Genomic DNA, 16,892 nt, shown 5'->3' on the forward strand with positions numbered 1-16,892 from the left:
AAAAATATGATATTATACTAGAGGTTTCATTCTGTGATAGTTGAATCCTCAGCTTCTATCTCGGATTGGAACGACGATGAAACAGGAGGAAATTAAAAATGATCAGTAGAGAAGAAAAAACAAGAATCATGCAGGAATTTGCCACTCATGAAGGTGACACAGGTAGTCCTGAAGTTCAGGTAGCAGTGTTGACAGCTAATATCAATAACCTGACTGAACACATGAAAAAGCATAAGCATGATTATCATTCACAGCGCGGTTTGCTTCAGATGGTAGGTCATCGCCGTAATCTTTTGGCTTACTTAAAGAAGAAGGATCTGAACCGTTACAGAAATCTGATTGAGAGATTAAATTTAAGAAAGTAGTGAAAAGACATCGAAAGATGTCTTTTATTGTTTCAAATATGATAAAAATATGATAAGATAGACAAGGAAAATAGAGGTGAAAGAATGGCTAAACATACATATAGTTTAGATTTCTGTGGTCGGGTGATCACAGTTGAAACAGGCGAGCTTGCAAAGCAGGCAGGAGGATCTGTTTTAGTACGTTATGATGATACAGTTGTTTTGTCAACAGCAACTGCCAGCAAACAACCCAAGGAGGGAATTGATTTTTTTCCGTTAACTGTTACGTTTGAGGAAAAACTTTATTCCGTTGGAAAGATCCCTGGGGGTTTTTTAAGAAGAGAAGGGCGTCCAAGCGAACATGCTACTTTGACGGCTCGTATGATTGACCGTCCGATTCGTCCGCTGTTCGCAGAAGGCTTCAGAAATGAGGTTCAGGTCGTAAATACAGTATTATCTGTCGATACCGATGTAACACCGGAGATGACGGCAATGTTCGGAGCTTCTTTGGCATTGTGCATCAGCGATATTCCTTTCAACGGACCGATTGCCGGTGTATATGTTGGTTATGTAGATGGTGAATATATTATTAATCCAACAGTTAAAGAAATTGAAAAAAGCCGTATCTTATTAGCGGTAGCAGGTACTTCAGAAGCGATTAACATGGTGGAAAGCAGTGCCAGCGAAGTCAGTGAAGATGAAATGGTCGAAGCCATCATGTTTGGACATGAATACATTAAAAAGCTTTGTCAGTTCCAGAAAGAAATCATACGTGACTGCGGTAAGGAAAAACGTGAGGTAGTTTTGTATGGTATTGATGAAGATTTGAATCGTGAGGTTCGTGATTATGTACAGGACCGTATGGTAGAAGCTGTACGTATTCATGAAAAATTAGAGCGTTATGGAAAGATCGATGATCTGGAAGCTGAAACCGTTGCGCTTTATGAAGCAAAAGAATATGCAGATGAAAAAGAAAAGAATCAGGTATTGAAGCAGGTTCATGAAATCTGTCACAATATCGTCGTAGAAGAGGTTCGTCGTTTGATCACCGTCGATAAAATAAGACCTGATGGCAGAAAGATCGATGAAGTACGTCCTTTGAATTCTCAAGTGGATCTTCTGCCTCGTGCTCATGGCAGTGCTTTGTTTACAAGAGGTGAAACACAGGTACTTTCTGTATGTACCTTAGGACCTGTCAATGATAATCAAATCGTTGATGATCTTACAGAAATCGAAACGAAACGTTTCATGCATCACTATAACTTCCCGCCATATTCTGTTGGTGAAGTAGGACGTATGGGGTCTCCGGGAAGACGAGAAATCGGGCATGGTGCTTTAGGTGAAAAGGCATTGAGTCAGGTTCTGCCTTCGCTGGAAGAATTCCCATATACGATTCGTGTGGTTGCAGAGGTATTGGAATCCAACGGTTCAAGTTCACAGGCATCGATCTGTGCCGGTACAATGGCTCTCATGGCTGCAGGTGTTCCTATAAAAGCACCGGTGGCCGGTATTGCGATGGGACTTGTGAAGGAAAAAGAAAACTATACGATCCTAACAGATATCCAAGGTATGGAAGATCATTACGGAGATATGGATTTCAAGGTTGCCGGTACTAAAAACGGCATTACTGCTTTGCAGATGGATATCAAAATTGATGGAATCACCCGTGAGATATTGACGGAAGCTTTGGCTCAGGCACATAAGGGTCGTGAGCAGATCATGGAAAACATGATGGGAGCAATCAGTGAGCCACGTAAAGAAGTAAGCAAGTATGCACCAAAGATCTATCAGATGACGATCTCACCTGAAAAGATTCGTGATGTCATAGGTCCTAGCGGAAAGATGATCAATCAGATCATCGCTGCTTGTGATGATGTGAAGATCGATATTGATGATTTTGGACATGTTGTGATTTATCATACGGATCTCGAACCGATCAAAAAGGCTGCAGATATGATCAGCAATATCGTGCGTGAAGCAAAAGTAGGGGAAATTTATGATGCGAAAGTCGTGCGTCTTGAAAAATTCGGTGCTTTTGTGGAATTGTTCCCGGGATGTGACGGATTGCTTCATGTTTCCAAGATTGCTCATGAACGAGTTGAAAAGCCTGAGGATGTCTTGAAGCTCGGCGATATTGTGAGAGTCAAGGTCATGGAGATCGATGATAAAGGAAAAGTCAATGTATCTCGCAAAGCCTTGCTTGAGAAACCAAAGCCTAAAAAGGTGAATAAGGAAGCTGCTGAGTAATCATGAGATTTGCGTTTAGCGCAAATCTCTTTTCAAAGGAGAAAGTATGAAAATAGTAATACAAGATCGATTGAACGGATCAGAACGGGAATTATTAGCAAAGGGACTATCAAAGCATCATTTAAAATTTGTTCGGAAATTATCTCAGGAAGATATTGATGATGCCCAGATCATTTTGGGAAATCCGACACCTGATTTAGATATCAAGAAAAAACATCTTAAGCTGATTCAGCTAAGAAGTGCTGGAAGTGATACATTTGTAAACCGAATACATCCGGATACGGTTCTTTGCAATGCCAGCGGCTGCTATGGCATTCCGCTTAGTGAACACGTTTTGGCACTGCTTTTAGCTCTTTCTAAAAATATACCGACCTATGTACATCAAATGGATCAGGGATTATGGAAGAATCTGCATCAGGGCAAAGAAATCTATCATTCACAAATTGCTATTGTGGGCTGTGGTGATCTGGGTACTCAGACTGCTAAAAGGCTGCAAGCCTTTGACTGTCATATCACCGGCATCAAGCGAAGAAAGACAGCCGCTTTAAAATATTTTGATGAAATAAAAACAATCGACCAGCTGGATGATGTATTAGGCGATATGGATGCGGTCATTCTCTGTCTGCCGCAAACAGAAGAAACATCTTCACTTTTCAATAAAGAAAAGCTGCTTAAGATGAAAAAAGATGCCATCCTGATCAATGTAGGAAGAGGAAGTGCCATTGTTCATGATGATCTTGTTGAAATTTTGCCATATCATCTTGGCGGGGTTGGACTGGATGTGACTGACCCGGAGCCGCTTCCTGCTGATGATCCATTATGGAGAAATGATAAAGTGATGATCACTCCTCATAGTGCCGGTGGCTTCATATGGAAAAGCACAAGAGAAAGATTTATTCAGCTATGTATTGAAAATGTTGAACGAATCAGCGAAAATCGTCCGTGTCTAAATCAGGTGGATTTGGATACGGGTTATCGAATAGATGTAAATTGATTGAATATTGTGTTAAAGTATATAGGATGTTTATACTAGTAGGGGAGGAATTTTATGATCAAAACGATTGCCGAAGGTGTTACCTTGAATTATATTCAAAGCAAAAAATTCAAGGACATCTGTATATCTATCAATTTTATCAATAAAAATGAAGAAAAAAAAGCAACAGAGAGATCGCTGCTGGCAATGATGCTGGTAGATCGATGTGCCCGCTATGATACCAAGAAAAAGATGAATGAGGTTTGTGATCATTTATATGGCTGTACATTAGGAAGCCGTACCGTTACATATGGAAAAGCTCATTGCGTAGAGATTCGCAGTAAAATCATCAATCCGCTCTATATTCATGAAAATCACAATATTTTAAATGACTGGTTAAATTTTATCAGCGATATTTTATTTCAGCCGCTGATGAAGCATGAAAGCTTTGATGCTGATCTGTTTCAGGAAAATAAAAATATCTTGATGTCGAAAATCAAACGTAAAGAAGATGATGCTCAAAGCTATACGATCATGAAAGCATTTGAGATAGCAGGTAAGGATCAGCCGCTCAGTATTCGGGTGAGAGGAAGCAAAGAACTTCTTGAACAACTCCAAGCGGAAGATATGGTTTCTTGTTATCATTCAATGATGAAAGAGGATCAGATTGAAATTATTGTCTGTGGTGATCTTGATGAAAATGCTTTTGTCAAGCTGATTACACAAAAGTTAAGTTTTAGTGATAGAAAAGCTTGTTATGAAACTTATTATCTTTTAAAATCACAGGAGTGTGGAATAAGCAGGGAAGAGAAAAATCAGCCGCAGACAAATATCGCAATGGTCTATGCGACAAATGTAACGGTAAAGGATGCTGATTATCCGGCATTGAAAGTTGCGAATGGCATCTTAGGTCAACTGCCAAGCAGTTATCTTTTCCAGGTCGTCCGTGAACAAAATTCACTATGTTATTCCATATCCTCCAATCTTATTTCTTATGATGGTGCCTGTCTGATCTCGACAGGTATTGAGGAAGAAAATATAGATAAGACGTTGCGTCTGATCCAAGAACAGATCCAACGCTGTAAGCAGGGAGATATCAGTGATGAGCTTCTTGAAACTACTAAAAAGATGCTGGTCGGGGCATTGATGAATTCGCTTGATGAGATGAGCAGCATCATCGGTTATCAGTTGGGAAATTCCATATTAAAACGCAAATATCCGATCGAAGAAAATATTCAAGCAGTATCTGCTGTTACCAAAGATGATGTAGTCAAGGTGTTTCAGAAGATGACGCACGTTGCCACTTTTATATGTGCTTCAAAGGAGAAGGCTTATGAATAAGGTTGTATCAAATAAATATCAGGAATGTTATTACGAAACAACATTAGATAATGGGTTAAAGGTAGTTATCTGGCATAAGGAAGGCTATGAAAAAAGCTTTGCGATCATGGCAACGCCCATGGGAGCTTTTGATGTATCGCAAATAGATTCAAAAGGCAATGAGTTTGAATATCATTCAGGCGTTGCTCATTTTCTTGAACATAAGATGTTTGAATCCCGGCATCGTGATGTTATGGAAGATTTTTCTAGGATGGGTGCAAATGTGAATGCAACTACAACATATGATATGACCTGTTATTATTTTCAAACAAGTCATGATTTGAAGGAGCCTCTTAATCTGCTTCTTGATTTTACCCAAAGCCTTGACATCAATGAAAAAAGTGTTGAAAAAGAGAAGGGAATCATCATTCAGGAATTGAATATGTATCAGCAGATGAGTGATTTCCGTCTTGTCAGGGAGAGCTTTGCGGCACTTTATCATGAGCATCCTCTAAAAAATGATGTCGGAGGTACGATCCAAAGCGTTACGGAAACCACTTTGGATGAATTAAAGCGTTGTTTTAACAACAATTATCATCCACATTCAATGATTTGTGTTGTAGTAACCGGCAAAGATCCTGAAGAGGTCATGAAGATCATCGAAGAAAATCAGTCTAAGAAGAAATTCGCCAGCATCAATACCGCAAAACGTAAATATGTTCATGAACCCAAAGAAGTGGTCAAAGACCATGTTTCATTTGAAATGGATATCAATCGACCAAAAGTCAATCTTGCTTTTAAATTAGATGGCATTGCTGATCCGAAAGAACGCTGTCGGACAGAAATTTATCTGCGTTTTTATTTTGATGCATGGTTCTCGTCCATCAATGATGAATATCAGAAATGGCTGGATCAGAAAATTATCAACGATTTCTTTGGATATGAGTTTGATTATGGCGAAGATTACGGTTACTGCATGCTTTACAGTGAAACAGATAAAACAGAAGAATTTAAGCAATTGGTTTTTGACCAGTTGAACAGGATGAAGAATACGCCTTTGAAGAAAGAGGTATTCGATCAGCTGAAGCGAAGATATTATGGTGAAAATATCCGGGAATTGAATGATTTTGAAGGTATTGCCATTACTTATATCCGTAACTATTTCAATCAGCTTTCTTACTTTGAAATTTATGATTTAATAGAGAATGTAACCTTGGAAGAAGTTCAGAAAGTGATGGATAAACTGGATCTAAGTCATTTCTCATTTATTGAATGTCTACCATTTAGAGGCTAAGGCCTCTTTTTTTATAATAGCGATTCTTTTGAATCGCTTCGCCTGCTTATGAAAGAAACGATACTTTTTCAGCAACAAATTTATATGCGAGAAATGGTTTGCCTTCATTTGTCTTCAGCTTTGAAGATTGAATCCGTCCCTGAATGCTGAGCATATCTCCTTCCTTTGAATTTTCATAGCAGATTTCCGCTATGCCTCTCCACAGTTCCACTTCGATCGTGTCTTCGTCATAAAAACCTTCACTGTTGCGAAAATTACGTTCAACATCAAGAGTGACCCGTGAAAATTTGATGCCTTTATCCGTTTCTCTGATTTCGCTTATTTCTTTCAGCTTTCCTTCTACGATAAATGTATTGATCATAAATTGACCTCCTTTTCGGACATAGGATATAATAAAGAGCTTCTTTCGTCAAAAAGGCATATTTGTCCAAATATAATTATTAGTTTGAAAAAAAGAGGCAGCAGGTAATATTTGTTTCAATTATTAATGATATAGACAAATTCAGTAAAATTTATCTGATTGAGAGAAATACAGACTTTATACAATAAAATATGACATAAAAAAAGCCCCGTGTGGGGCTTAAGATTATCTGTTGTAGAATTCAACAACTAAGGCTTCATTGATTTCCTGATTCAATTCACTGCGTTCAGGATAACGTGCATAGACACCTTTTTTAGCTTCCTTATCAACGGTTACGAAAGCAACTGTGTTCAATGTAGCTTCCAAAGCTTCGTTGATAGCGCTGTTGTTCATCATCGATTCCTTGACAGAAATTGTCTGTCCTGGTTTGATCAGGCATGAAGGAATATCTATACGCTTGCCGTCAACCAAGATGTGTCCGTGGTTAACTAACTGTCTTGCAGCTCTGCGGGTTCTTGCAAAGCCCATTCTGTAAACCAGGTTGTCAAGTCTTGATTCAAGCATGAATAAGAAGTTGTCACCTTTGACACCCTTCATCTTGCTGGCTTTTACGAAAGTGTTGTGGAACTGCTTTTCGTTAACGCCATACATGTATCTGATGCGCTGTTTTTCTCTCAGCTGCAATCCGTAGTTTGTCAGCTTGACTCTTTTTGTTGGTCCGTGCTGACCAGGTGCATAATTTCTCTTTGTCAATTCTTCGCCTGTTTCCAAAACAGAAAATCCTAAACGACGAGATTTCTTCCAAACAGGTCCTGTAATTCTTGCCATAATTTTTCCTCCTATAATTGTTTTATGGTTTGCATAAAACAATAACAGATGCAAATCATCTGCCTGTGTGTCAATATTCGATTCTTTCACCAATGCAGCCGTGCTACTTGAATCACTCTTTGGTCATTGACGCGGATAGTCAGACTTTGCTTGCTGCCATCATTTTGACGCTTAATAATGATATCAGATAATATCGGGTAAGTCAAATATAATTTACCTAAAAATGGGACTTTTTTGCACTTTTGGGATATGTTCAGCGGGCAAAATGAAATGAATGATCTAAAAAGATGAAGATTAATGATTCAAGGGTTCAAAATTATGATACAATAATACAGTAAGTAGGTGGAATGATATGGATCAGATAAGAGAATTTTTAAATCAGTTTACAGGCAGTAATTCAATGCTGTTTATTGTCATAGGTGTTTGTATTGCATTGCTGGTATTGATCATTTTGATAACAGCTTTGTCCAGAAAAAAGGTAAAAGCGATGCAGGATGAGGCGGAAACGCTTTATACATCCATAAAAAGCATTTCTTTACCTTTTAAAATGAATAAAGCAGAATCACTGGCAAGGGTAAATACAAGCATTAAAGAAGCTGTGGAAAAATCACAGGCACAGTTTGAAAGCGTTCAGGAATGTCTGAAGGAGTGCAGCAGTGAATTAGGTGAAATCGATGATTTGATTTATGTACATAAAACAAAGGCAGCCAAGGTGCAGCTGATCAACCTCATTGAAAAGCTTCACGGATGTGAAGCTGAAGCCAATACATTAAATGCGGTATTGGATTCTATCTTGGAACAGCAGTCGACACAGCGTGAACAGATTATTCGTCTGCAAAATCGTTTCCGTGTGAATAAGGGTGTCATTGCCAGCAACCGGGAAATCTATAACAGCGGCATCGAGGTATTGGAAGACCGTGTATTGACGATCGAAAAGATGTTTTCAACATTTGAAGAATGGATGTATGCCAGCGAATTTTCTAAGGCAGCTAAGCAGCAGGAAGAAATCAGTGAAGCGATCGATGAGCTGGAACTGCTGATGAAGGAATATCCGGCGTTGTATGAGGAAGCCAAGCTCACATTGCCAAAGGCCATCGATGAAACGAGCTATGTATATTCACAGGCCCGCAATAAAGGTGTTTATCTGGAGCATCTGGAAGTCAGCAAGAATCTGGAAATCATTTCAGGTACGTTAAAGGATGATTTAAATCAGCTTTCAGAGGGCAGGGTCGATGGTATCATGGATTCGCTTTTGGAAAGCCGCAAGCGTCTTACACAACTGAAAGAACAGGTCGTACATGAAGAAAAAGCCTATGATGAATTAAAAGGCAATGTGCAGTTTTTATATGATCAGATCGATCATTTAGAAAAGCAGCGTTTGATGTTACGTGAGCTTTATGAAAAGAAAAAGGATCGGTTCGATCTTAACGATATGACTGCACAGCTTGATATGATCGATCAGGAAGTGAAAAAGCTTTTTGCGGATCGTGAAACATTAAAGGGATGCATGCTGGAAAAAACGATTCCGGCAACGACATTGTTGCTGACCTATAAGGATCTGAGTGCAGATACCAATGAGGTATGCGATCGATTTGAAAAGCTCAAGGAGCAGCTGGAAAGTGCCTGCAGTGATGAAATACGTGCACAGAAGCAGCTTTTGAAGCTTCAGCTGATTCTTAATGAGATCCACGTCAAGATGAATAAGAAGCGTTTGCCAAGTGTTTCTATGACTTATTCAGATGACTATCATAAGGCTGAAATGATGGTAGCGGATATTGAACATATTTTAAATGTTTCACCGTTGGATATTGATGCGTTGAATGTAAAGATCAAGGAATCGATTGATTTTGTCTATACATTGTATAATTCAGTAAATAATCTGGTGGGTATGGCTACTATGGTTGAAAATACGATCGTCTTTGGTAACCGTTATCGTTCCAGCAATGCCGAGATCGATAGTGAACTGACAAGAGCCGAGCTTTGTTTCAGAAACGGACAATATACGAAGGCTTTAAAGATAGCCATCTCGGCTATTGAAAAGATACATCCCGGTTCTTATGAAAAGCTTTTGAGAAAATCTCAGGGAGTTTAAGCTATGATTTTTTTAGATAGTGCATCAACAACACCTCTGCATCCAGAGGTGTTGAAGACATATGTATATATTTTGGAGAATTATTTTGCGAATAGTGATGCGCTTTATGATTACGCATTGAAAAGCTCATCACTGATGGAGCAAAGCCGGGAACAGATTGCCAATATGCTGAAGGTAAAAGATGATGAGATCTTTTTTACCAGCGGTGCGAGTGAAAGCAACAATATGCTGATCAAGGGTATCAGCTTTGCTTATCAGCATAAGGGAAAGCATCTGATTACTTCAGCAGTTGAACATTCTTCAGTGATGGGAGCTTTTAAGCAGCTGGAAGAATTTTTCGGATTTGAAGTGACTTATCTGCCTGTTAATTCAAAGGGAGTCGTTGAATGTGAGCAATTAAGACAAGCGCTGCGTCCGGATACGATTCTTGTATCGATCATGTCAATCAATAATGAAGTAGGTTCTGTCAATGATCTAAAAGCTCTTTCAAAGATCGTTAAGACATATTCGCATGCATTTTTTCACAGTGACTGTACACAGTCACTGGCTAAGATGGAAATTCCTATGGAATGCCTGGACGCAGCCAGTTTTTCAGCGCATAAGATTTATGGCTGCAAGGGCAGCGGATTTCTTTATAAAAAAGCACCTATTCAGCTTTTGCCGCTGATCAATGGCGGTCAGCAGGAAGAAGGACTGCGCGGTGGAACAAGCAATCATCCGTGTAACATCGTGTTGGCCAAGACGCTTCGCCTTGCCTTAGAAAAGATGGAAGAGCATCGTCAGAAGGTGGCCGTCTTGAATGACTTATTAAGAAGAGAATTGAATCGGATGGATGACATTGTTATCAATTCGCCTGAGGATGCTTCACCGTATATTTTGAATTTTTCCTGCACCTGCATGACAAGTGAGATCATGTTGAATGCTTTGAATGAAAGACAGATTTATGTATCGGCGCAAAGCACTTGTCACAGCAAGACCCGAAGTGTCAGCCCGGTTCTTTTAGCGATGGGGATCGATCAGAAAAGAGCCTCACAGGCAATACGTATTTCTTTTTCTTATTTGAACACGGAGGAAGAAGTACATGAATTTATTAGAAATTTAAAGGAGATCTTACATGAGTATCGAATCAAATAAATTGGTTGTGGATCATATTCTTGTACGTTATGGTGAATTATCAACCAAGGGTAAAAATAAAAATGATTTTATCAAAAAGCTTTTCGTGAACATTAAGAATGCTTTGCGGGCCTTTGATAAACTGACCTATGAGAAAAGCTATGATCGCATATATATCATGCTGAATGGTACAGATCCTGATGAGGTTGCCGTATATCTTCGTCAGGTATTTGGTATCAGCTCGTTTAGTTATGCGATAAAGATCAATAGTGAATTGGAAGATATGGTCAAGACGGGCTTGGAAGTAGCTAAGCAGTCACAGGCGAAAACCTTTAAGATACAAGCCAGACGTCATTATAAGCCTTTTCCGTATATTTCAGATGAAATTAATCGCGCAATGGCTTCTGAAATACTAAAAAATACGGATATGAAGGTCGATGTTCATCAGCCTCAGCTTTTGCTGATGGTAGAAGTACGACAGTTTGATACTTATATCATGCCAAATAAGATCAAGGGGGCAGGCGGCTATCCGGTCGGTATCGGCGGTAAGGCAATGGTCATGCTTTCGGGAGGCATTGATTCACCGGTTGCTGCCTATCTGATGATGAAACGAGGCATTCATGTGGAATGTATTCATTATGCTTCACCGCCTTATACTTCCTCACAGGCTCGCCAGAAGGTGTTGGATCTGGCGCGTATCGTAAGTCGTTATCAAGGCCATATCCGTTTGCATATCGTACCGTTTACGGATATTCAGCTTGCCATTTATAAAAACTGTGATGAAAGCTATGCAATTACGATCATGCGTCGTATGATGTATCGTTTGGCAGAAAGGCTCAGTGAAAAACAAAACTGTAAAGCAATCGTGAATGGGGAAAGCATCGGACAGGTGGCAAGTCAGACGCTTGATTCTATGGGAGCTATCAATGAGGTTGTCAAAATTCCGGTAATTCGTCCTTGTGTAGCGATGGATAAGCTGGAAATCATTGATCTGGCAACAAAGATCGATACTTATGAAACAAGCATCCTGCCTTTTGAAGATTGCTGTACGATTTTTACACCGAAAAATCCCGTGACAAAACCAACCATCAAAAAATGTGAAAAGCTTGAAGGCCGCTTTGATTATGAAGCATTACTTGAAGAAGCATTAGAAAAAGTCGAAACGGTGGATGTTTATCCGACAAAAGATGTTGATGAAAATATTTTTTAAAAACTGGGTATATGAGTTCTAAAAGCACTCACTCTATTAGTAGAGGTGAGAAAAAATGCAGAACAATCAAAACAACAAAAAACAGAATAGTCAGAACAAAAACCGCCTGAATCAGAACAGCCAGAATAAACAGAACAATTCTCTGGACAAACAACAGCAGAATAATCTGTTCCAGTTTGAGATGGGAAATGAACTGGGAGCTGATATCGAGCAGGAAAAGACGATGTTTAAGAATGAATATTGCAAAGATAAGCTTAACAGCAATAACAATCAGAAACGTAAGAACAATAACTTCAGTACCAATAAAAACCAGTTTAAATAAGGAAGTGCCAGATGTCATTTGATGTCTGGCTTTTTTTTTCGTAACTGATATAATTGTTAGGGGAGTGATGCTATGAGAGAATTTCTGATCAATGAAAATGACGCTGATCAGCGTTTAGACAAATATATTCAAAAAACATGCAGGAAGATGCCGAAGAGTCTGATGTATCGGCTGATACGTCAAAAGAAGATCAAGGTAAACCGTAAAAGGAGCGAGCCGAACGCTATGCTTCAAAAAGGCGATAGGATCCAGATGTTCATCAATGAAGATTTTTTTGCTGATGAGAAAATAGATGTTTCAAAGGCATCAAAGCTGCAAGGCATCGTTTACGAAGACAAGCATTTTCTAATTTTGGATAAGCAGCAAGGGGTCATCGTTCACAGCAGCCGGAAATTTCAGGGGGATACGCTGATCGATCAGGTAATGAAATATCTGATTGATACCCATCAATACGATCCACAAAATGAGAATAGCTTTAGACCGGCGTTTGCAAATCGTCTTGATCAGAATACCGGAGGCCTTATCATTGCCTGTAAGAATGCGAAAAGTCTTCGGATCATGAATGAAATGATCCGTACGCATCAGGTTGAGAAGCATTATCTTTGCATCATTGAAGGAAAGATTCGTGACGGTTTGTATAAGCATTATTATATGAAAGATGAAAAAAGGAATATGGCTTTGATTTTTGATGAACCTAAAAATAATTGTGCTGAGGTATCTCTGGCTGTCCAAACTTTGCATCAGGGGAAAAAATATTCGTTGTTGGATGTTGATCTGATCAGTGGAAAATCTCATCAAATAAGAGCTCAACTGGCTCATCTCCATCATCCTTTGATCGGTGATGTCAAGTATCATGGCAAGCAGATCATGAAGCATCAGGCATTATATGCTTATAAGCTTACCTTTCATACGGATCAGCCGGATTTTGAATATCTCAATGCTATTAAAATCGTTCAAAAAAATAATTTCATAATTCAGAAATATAAAAGTATTGAAAATGTTGAAGTTGAAATTGATTAGGAGTATAATATGTCGAGTTAGGAGAAGATGTGTATGGAAAAACATATTGAAGAGGTTGTAAATGAAGATAGAAAAGCCAGAGAAAAAGTAGAAAATGCCAGACGTGCGCTTTTAGATATTACAAGCGAAGTATCTTCTAAAAGCCAAAGGATATATCAGCAGTTCATGGAAGATGAAAAAAATCAGATGAACCAGCTTCAAAAAGAAATGGATGAAGAAGTAGCACAGGTTAAAAAACAGTGCAATGATGAAAAAGAGGAAGGATTAAAAAAACTGAACGAACAGTTTGAAGCTCATAAAGATGAATGGGTAAAGCAGATCGTTGATAACGTTTTGAGTTAGAAAGGAAGTCGTTATGGGAAGTAGTAATGCAATAGCGTCTAAAGCAAAGGCGATGTACGCAAAGAGGCTGAAGGATGAAGATTACCATGCACTTTTAAAGAAAAGTACAGTAGGTGAAGTTGCTTCCTATCTGAAGAATGAAACAGATTATGCTTATGCATTGAAGGATGTAAAAGAAAATGATATTCATCGCGGACAGCTGGAAACATTGCTGAATCGAGATCTTTATTATAAAGAGCTTCGTCTGGCGTCTTATGCGCCGATCAAAGAACGTTCTTTCTATAAAGCAACACTGCGGAAAATTGAAATCCACAGGATCCTGACAAAAATCAAACAAGTAACTTCTTCCTTATATGGTGAAATGTTTACATTAGATAAATTTCATTATAAAGATGTTTGCTTTGATCAAAATCTGCTGGAAGAAGCTAAGAGTTATGATGATGTTCTTCAGGCAATTATCCGAACGCCTTATTATAAGACCGTTTTGAAATACCGTCCAAAGGATGGCAGTGCTGTTGATTATGTTTCTTTGGAAAAAGAAATCGATCAGCTTTATGATGATATGATTCTTGCTGATATTGAAAAATATCTGAAAGGAAAGGATAAAAAAGATGCTTTAACGATATATTTGAGTGCTATTGAGCTGAAGGTCATCAGTAAGATCTACCGCTTGAAGAAATATTATCATTCAAGTGCTGAAAGCATTCTTAAATATGTGGATTTTTCGCATTTCAGAATGAATAAAAAGATGATCGATGATCTGATTCATGCGCAAAGCGGTGAAGAAGTATTAGCATTGTTAGCGAAAAGCAAGTATCATCTTTATATGGATGAAAAAGAATATATTTATATTGAATATTATGCTGAGAAGATCAAATATAACCTTTCAAAAAGGATTATGCGATTCTCAAGCAGTCCGCCTTTGGTGTTCATGACTTATATCATTCTGCATCAGATCGAAATCATGAATCTGGTGAATATCGTAGAAGGTGTACGTTATGGAATGAATGAAGAACAGATAGAAAAAACCTGTATATTTTAGAAGGGAGATATTATGGCAATTGAAAAATTGAAAGAAGTCAATCTGATCAGTGATGCCGATCATATCCAGAATGTGCTGCTGAAATTCAAGGACCTGGATTATTTCCATCCGGAGCTGGCACAGCGTATCGTGGATCGTGTTTCCGGACTTAAGACACTGAATCAGATGAATCCTTATTCAGAAACGCTTGCAAAGATCCATGAGATATGTGAAAGCTGTCAGCTTCAGGTAGATAAAGATGCGAAGCAGCTGATGCGTATCGATCTAAAGCAGGTCAATGAAGAGCTTGATGAGATGGGCAATGAATTCCAGCTGTATGTCAATGCGAAAAAAGATATTCAAAAGGTCATTGATGAAGATAAGCTGGCTTTGGAACAGCTTTTAAATGTCCAGGATCTTGATATCAACTTTGATCATTTATTTCAATGTACGTATCTAAAGCTTAGAATTGGAAAAATGCCAAAGAAAAATCTGGATTGTCTGAATAAATACGGAAGCAGACCTTATCTGTGGATCAAATTAAGCGAAGATGACAAGATGGTTTGGATCCTGTATATGACAACATTATTATATGAGGGAGAAGTTGACAACATTTTCTCGAGTCTTGATTTTTCAAGGATCCGCATTCCTGATTTTGTACACGGAAAGCCTGCTGAGGCAGTCGAAACGCTTCGGGAAGAGATTGAATCAAATAAGAAGCTGATTGCTCATGTAGAAGAGAAGATGGAAAGGTTCAAGGCCCAAAAGCGGGAAGAGCTCAGTGTTTATGAGCTGAGCCTGAAGGGCTTGTCATCAACTTATGAATTACAGAAATATGTAGTAGTGTATGGACAGCGTGCTTCGATCAGTGGTTTTATTCCTGAAGATAAGGAAGAAGCATTAAAAGAAGCCTTTAAGGATTATGACAAGGTTGAAATTGAGCTCAACGATCCTTATTCGGATGCTCGTTTGGTGCCACCGACAAAATTGAAGAATAACTGGTTTGTACGGCCATTTGAGATGTTTGTGGAAATGTATGGCATGCCGGCTTATGATGAAATCGACCCGACACCTTTTTTCGCAATTACATATTGTCTTTTATTCGGTATCATGTTCGCAGACTTAGGTCAGGGACTGGTTGTATCGATTTTGGGTGCTTTTGCTTATCACAAGATGAAATTGAAGCTGGGTGCCATCATGGAGCGAATCGGAATTTTTTCAGCTTTTTTTGGACTGATGTTTGGCAGTGTATTCGGAAATGAAGAAATCTTGAATCCGATGTTCCATGCTTTAGGCTTTGAAGAAAAGCCATTTGAGGTCTTGGCACCGGATTTCACGATGACGCTGATTCTCGGTGCAATTGTGATCGGAGCTATCTTGATTCTATGTTCAATGGGGTTAAATATTGCTAACCATATACATAAAAAAGATTGGGGAGCCATGCTTTTCTCCCAGAATGGAATAGCAGGATTTATTCTCTATGGAGGTTTGCTTGGCGGTATCGGCGGTATGATGCTGGCCGGCTGGCAGATATTTACGCCTGTTTACATTTTGTTTATCATCGTGATTCCTGTGCTGGTAATCTTTATGCAGGAGCCTTTGGAAAGAGCCTTGAATCATGAAAAGCTGTTTCCTGAAGGGATCGGCGGCTTTTTGATGACAAATGTATTTGAGCTTTTGGAAATCGCTTTGACATTCTTATCAAATACGATGTCTTATATGCGTGTTGGCGGCTTTGTATTGAGTCACGCCGGTATGATGTTAGTGGTTTCGGTTTTGATGGAGATTACAGGTGGCGCCGCTCCAATCGTATGTGTTTTCGGAAATATCTTCGTCATGGTTCTTGAAGGCATGATCGTAGGTATCCAGGTGCTGCGACTTGAATTTTATGAAATGTTCTCACGTTACTTCAGTGGTGACGGAATCGTTTTTAAGGCAATAAATTAGGAGGAAAGAAAGATGAACGTATTAGAGATTTTATTACCTGCAGTATGTGTTGTGATGATTTGTTTACCCCTTGTAAAGGTATTTACAGGAAAGGTAAGTAAAAAGGAAGCAAAATATAGACTTTATACACATGTAGCTTGCTTCTTTGTATGTTTGCTCGGATTTTCTTTATTTCAGATGAATGGTATGGGTGTTTTTGCGGAAGGTGAAACAGCTGTCAATTCAATTACCGGAACAATGGCTCAGGGTCTTGGTTTCCTTGCTGCTGCATTGGCAACCGGTCTTTCAAGTGTTGGTGCCGGTATTGCCGTAGCTGCTGCTGCTCCTGCTGCTATCGGAGCTTTCAGCGAAAATGACAAGAACTTCGGTAAAGCGATGATCTTCGTTGCTTTGGGTGAAGGTGTTGCCATCTATGGTGTATTGATCTCTATTCTGATCATCAATAAGCTGTAGGCCGA

The 16,892-nt window shown here is 39.0% G+C and carries 16 protein-coding genes; 14 read left to right on the forward strand and 2 right to left on the reverse strand.

Annotation, left to right across the window (positions count from 1 at the left end):
- Positions 1–98 precede the first annotated feature (98 nt).
- The 5 genes from rpsO to yfmH all read left to right on the forward strand — a co-directional run bounded on the left by rpsO (position 99) and on the right by yfmH (position 6,178).
- Positions 99–365: a 30S ribosomal protein S15 gene (rpsO, locus tag ACZYT3_RS00755; RefSeq protein WP_071442591.1), complete on the forward strand. Its 267-nt coding sequence runs from the start codon at positions 99–101 to the stop codon at positions 363–365.
- Between the two features lie 84 nt (positions 366–449).
- Positions 450–2,591 (forward strand): polyribonucleotide nucleotidyltransferase, encoded by a 2,142-nt coding sequence (gene pnp / locus ACZYT3_RS00760; protein WP_294562993.1) that lies wholly within the window; start codon positions 450–452, stop codon positions 2,589–2,591.
- Between the two features lie 46 nt (positions 2,592–2,637).
- Positions 2,638–3,585 carry a D-2-hydroxyacid dehydrogenase gene (locus tag ACZYT3_RS00765; RefSeq protein WP_464087328.1) on the forward strand — a complete coding sequence of 316 codons (948 nt, stop codon included), beginning with the start codon at positions 2,638–2,640 and terminating at the stop codon, positions 3,583–3,585.
- Between the two features lie 54 nt (positions 3,586–3,639).
- Positions 3,640–4,905: an EF-P 5-aminopentanol modification-associated protein YfmF gene (yfmF, locus tag ACZYT3_RS00770; protein WP_464087329.1), complete on the forward strand. Its 1,266-nt coding sequence runs from the start codon at positions 3,640–3,642 to the stop codon at positions 4,903–4,905.
- Positions 4,898–6,178: an EF-P 5-aminopentanol modification-associated protein YfmH gene (gene yfmH, locus ACZYT3_RS00775; protein ID WP_464087330.1), complete on the forward strand. Its 1,281-nt coding sequence runs from the start codon at positions 4,898–4,900 to the stop codon at positions 6,176–6,178. The genes yfmF and yfmH overlap by 8 nt, the downstream gene beginning before the upstream one ends.
- 46 nt (positions 6,179–6,224) lie before the next feature.
- Here yfmH and ACZYT3_RS00780 read toward each other — a convergent pair whose 3' ends face one another.
- Positions 6,225–6,539 carry a single-stranded DNA-binding protein gene (locus tag ACZYT3_RS00780; RefSeq protein ID WP_294562997.1) on the reverse strand — a complete coding sequence of 105 codons (315 nt, stop codon included), beginning with the start codon at positions 6,537–6,539 and terminating at the stop codon, positions 6,225–6,227.
- 225 nt (positions 6,540–6,764) lie between these two features.
- Positions 6,765–7,367 (reverse strand): 30S ribosomal protein S4, encoded by a 603-nt coding sequence (gene rpsD, locus ACZYT3_RS00785; RefSeq protein ID WP_294562998.1) that lies wholly within the window; start codon positions 7,365–7,367, stop codon positions 6,765–6,767.
- Positions 7,368–7,719: 352 nt separating this feature from the next.
- On the opposite strand from rpsD, the gene ACZYT3_RS00790 reads away from it, so the two are divergent.
- From ACZYT3_RS00790 to ACZYT3_RS00830, 9 genes are all read left to right on the forward strand, one after another.
- Positions 7,720–9,459, forward strand: coding sequence for a septation ring formation regulator EzrA (locus tag ACZYT3_RS00790; protein ID WP_464087331.1), 1,740 nt, complete (start codon positions 7,720–7,722; stop codon positions 9,457–9,459).
- A gap of 3 nt (positions 9,460–9,462) precedes the next feature.
- Positions 9,463–10,593, forward strand: a complete 1,131-nt coding sequence (locus ACZYT3_RS00795; protein ID WP_464087332.1) for a cysteine desulfurase family protein — start codon at positions 9,463–9,465, stop codon at positions 10,591–10,593.
- Positions 10,574–11,782 (forward strand): tRNA uracil 4-sulfurtransferase ThiI, encoded by a 1,209-nt coding sequence (gene thiI, locus ACZYT3_RS00800; protein WP_294563001.1) that lies wholly within the window; start codon positions 10,574–10,576, stop codon positions 11,780–11,782. The genes ACZYT3_RS00795 and thiI overlap by 20 nt, the downstream gene beginning before the upstream one ends.
- Positions 11,783–11,837: 55 nt before the next feature.
- Entirely contained in the window at positions 11,838–12,104 is a 267-nt protein-coding gene (locus tag ACZYT3_RS00805) for a hypothetical protein (protein ID WP_294563002.1), read from the forward strand.
- Positions 12,105–12,176: 72 nt separating this feature from the next.
- Positions 12,177–13,124, forward strand: coding sequence for an RluA family pseudouridine synthase (locus tag ACZYT3_RS00810; protein WP_464087333.1), 948 nt, complete (start codon positions 12,177–12,179; stop codon positions 13,122–13,124).
- Between the two features lie 33 nt (positions 13,125–13,157).
- Complete coding sequence (locus ACZYT3_RS00815; RefSeq protein ID WP_294563004.1) at positions 13,158–13,466, forward strand: ATP synthase subunit B family protein; 309 nt, start codon at positions 13,158–13,160, stop codon at positions 13,464–13,466.
- A gap of 13 nt (positions 13,467–13,479) precedes the next feature.
- A complete protein-coding gene (locus ACZYT3_RS00820) occupies positions 13,480–14,508 on the forward strand; it encodes a V0D/AC39 family V-type ATPase subunit (protein ID WP_294563005.1) in 1,029 nt (342 codons plus the stop codon).
- A 12-nt stretch (positions 14,509–14,520) separates the two neighbouring features.
- Positions 14,521–16,434 (forward strand): V-type ATP synthase subunit I, encoded by a 1,914-nt coding sequence (locus ACZYT3_RS00825; protein WP_464087334.1) that lies wholly within the window; start codon positions 14,521–14,523, stop codon positions 16,432–16,434.
- A 12-nt stretch (positions 16,435–16,446) separates the two neighbouring features.
- The gene (locus tag ACZYT3_RS00830) at positions 16,447–16,887 is read left to right on the forward strand and encodes an ATP synthase subunit C (RefSeq protein ID WP_294563007.1); all 441 of its coding nucleotides are present in this window, start codon (positions 16,447–16,449) and stop codon (positions 16,885–16,887) included.
- Positions 16,888–16,892: the final 5 nt, after the last annotated feature.

It is taken from the genome of Traorella sp. mt218, assembly GCF_055420025.1.

What these genes read in the sequence shown, in the direction of transcription:
- rpsO (WP_071442591.1), top strand. Translation starts at nt 99, where the DNA reads ATGATCAGTAGAGAAGAAAAAACAAGAATCATGCAGGAATTTGCCACT.
- pnp (WP_294562993.1), top strand. Translation starts at nt 450, where the DNA reads ATGGCTAAACATACATATAGTTTAGATTTCTGTGGTCGGGTGATCACA.
- ACZYT3_RS00765 (WP_464087328.1), top strand. Translation starts at nt 2,638, where the DNA reads ATGAAAATAGTAATACAAGATCGATTGAACGGATCAGAACGGGAATTA.
- yfmF (WP_464087329.1), top strand. Translation starts at nt 3,640, where the DNA reads ATGATCAAAACGATTGCCGAAGGTGTTACCTTGAATTATATTCAAAGC.
- yfmH (WP_464087330.1), top strand. Translation starts at nt 4,898, where the DNA reads ATGAATAAGGTTGTATCAAATAAATATCAGGAATGTTATTACGAAACA.
- ACZYT3_RS00780 (WP_294562997.1), bottom strand. Translation starts at nt 6,539, where the DNA reads ATGATCAATACATTTATCGTAGAAGGAAAGCTGAAAGAAATAAGCGAA.
- rpsD (WP_294562998.1), bottom strand. Translation starts at nt 7,367, where the DNA reads ATGGCAAGAATTACAGGACCTGTTTGGAAGAAATCTCGTCGTTTAGGA.
- ACZYT3_RS00790 (WP_464087331.1), top strand. Translation starts at nt 7,720, where the DNA reads ATGGATCAGATAAGAGAATTTTTAAATCAGTTTACAGGCAGTAATTCA.
- ACZYT3_RS00795 (WP_464087332.1), top strand. Translation starts at nt 9,463, where the DNA reads ATGATTTTTTTAGATAGTGCATCAACAACACCTCTGCATCCAGAGGTG.
- thiI (WP_294563001.1), top strand. Translation starts at nt 10,574, where the DNA reads ATGAGTATCGAATCAAATAAATTGGTTGTGGATCATATTCTTGTACGT.
- ACZYT3_RS00805 (WP_294563002.1), top strand. Translation starts at nt 11,838, where the DNA reads ATGCAGAACAATCAAAACAACAAAAAACAGAATAGTCAGAACAAAAAC.
- ACZYT3_RS00810 (WP_464087333.1), top strand. Translation starts at nt 12,177, where the DNA reads ATGAGAGAATTTCTGATCAATGAAAATGACGCTGATCAGCGTTTAGAC.
- ACZYT3_RS00815 (WP_294563004.1), top strand. Translation starts at nt 13,158, where the DNA reads ATGGAAAAACATATTGAAGAGGTTGTAAATGAAGATAGAAAAGCCAGA.
- ACZYT3_RS00820 (WP_294563005.1), top strand. Translation starts at nt 13,480, where the DNA reads ATGGGAAGTAGTAATGCAATAGCGTCTAAAGCAAAGGCGATGTACGCA.
- ACZYT3_RS00825 (WP_464087334.1), top strand. Translation starts at nt 14,521, where the DNA reads ATGGCAATTGAAAAATTGAAAGAAGTCAATCTGATCAGTGATGCCGAT.
- ACZYT3_RS00830 (WP_294563007.1), top strand. Translation starts at nt 16,447, where the DNA reads ATGAACGTATTAGAGATTTTATTACCTGCAGTATGTGTTGTGATGATT.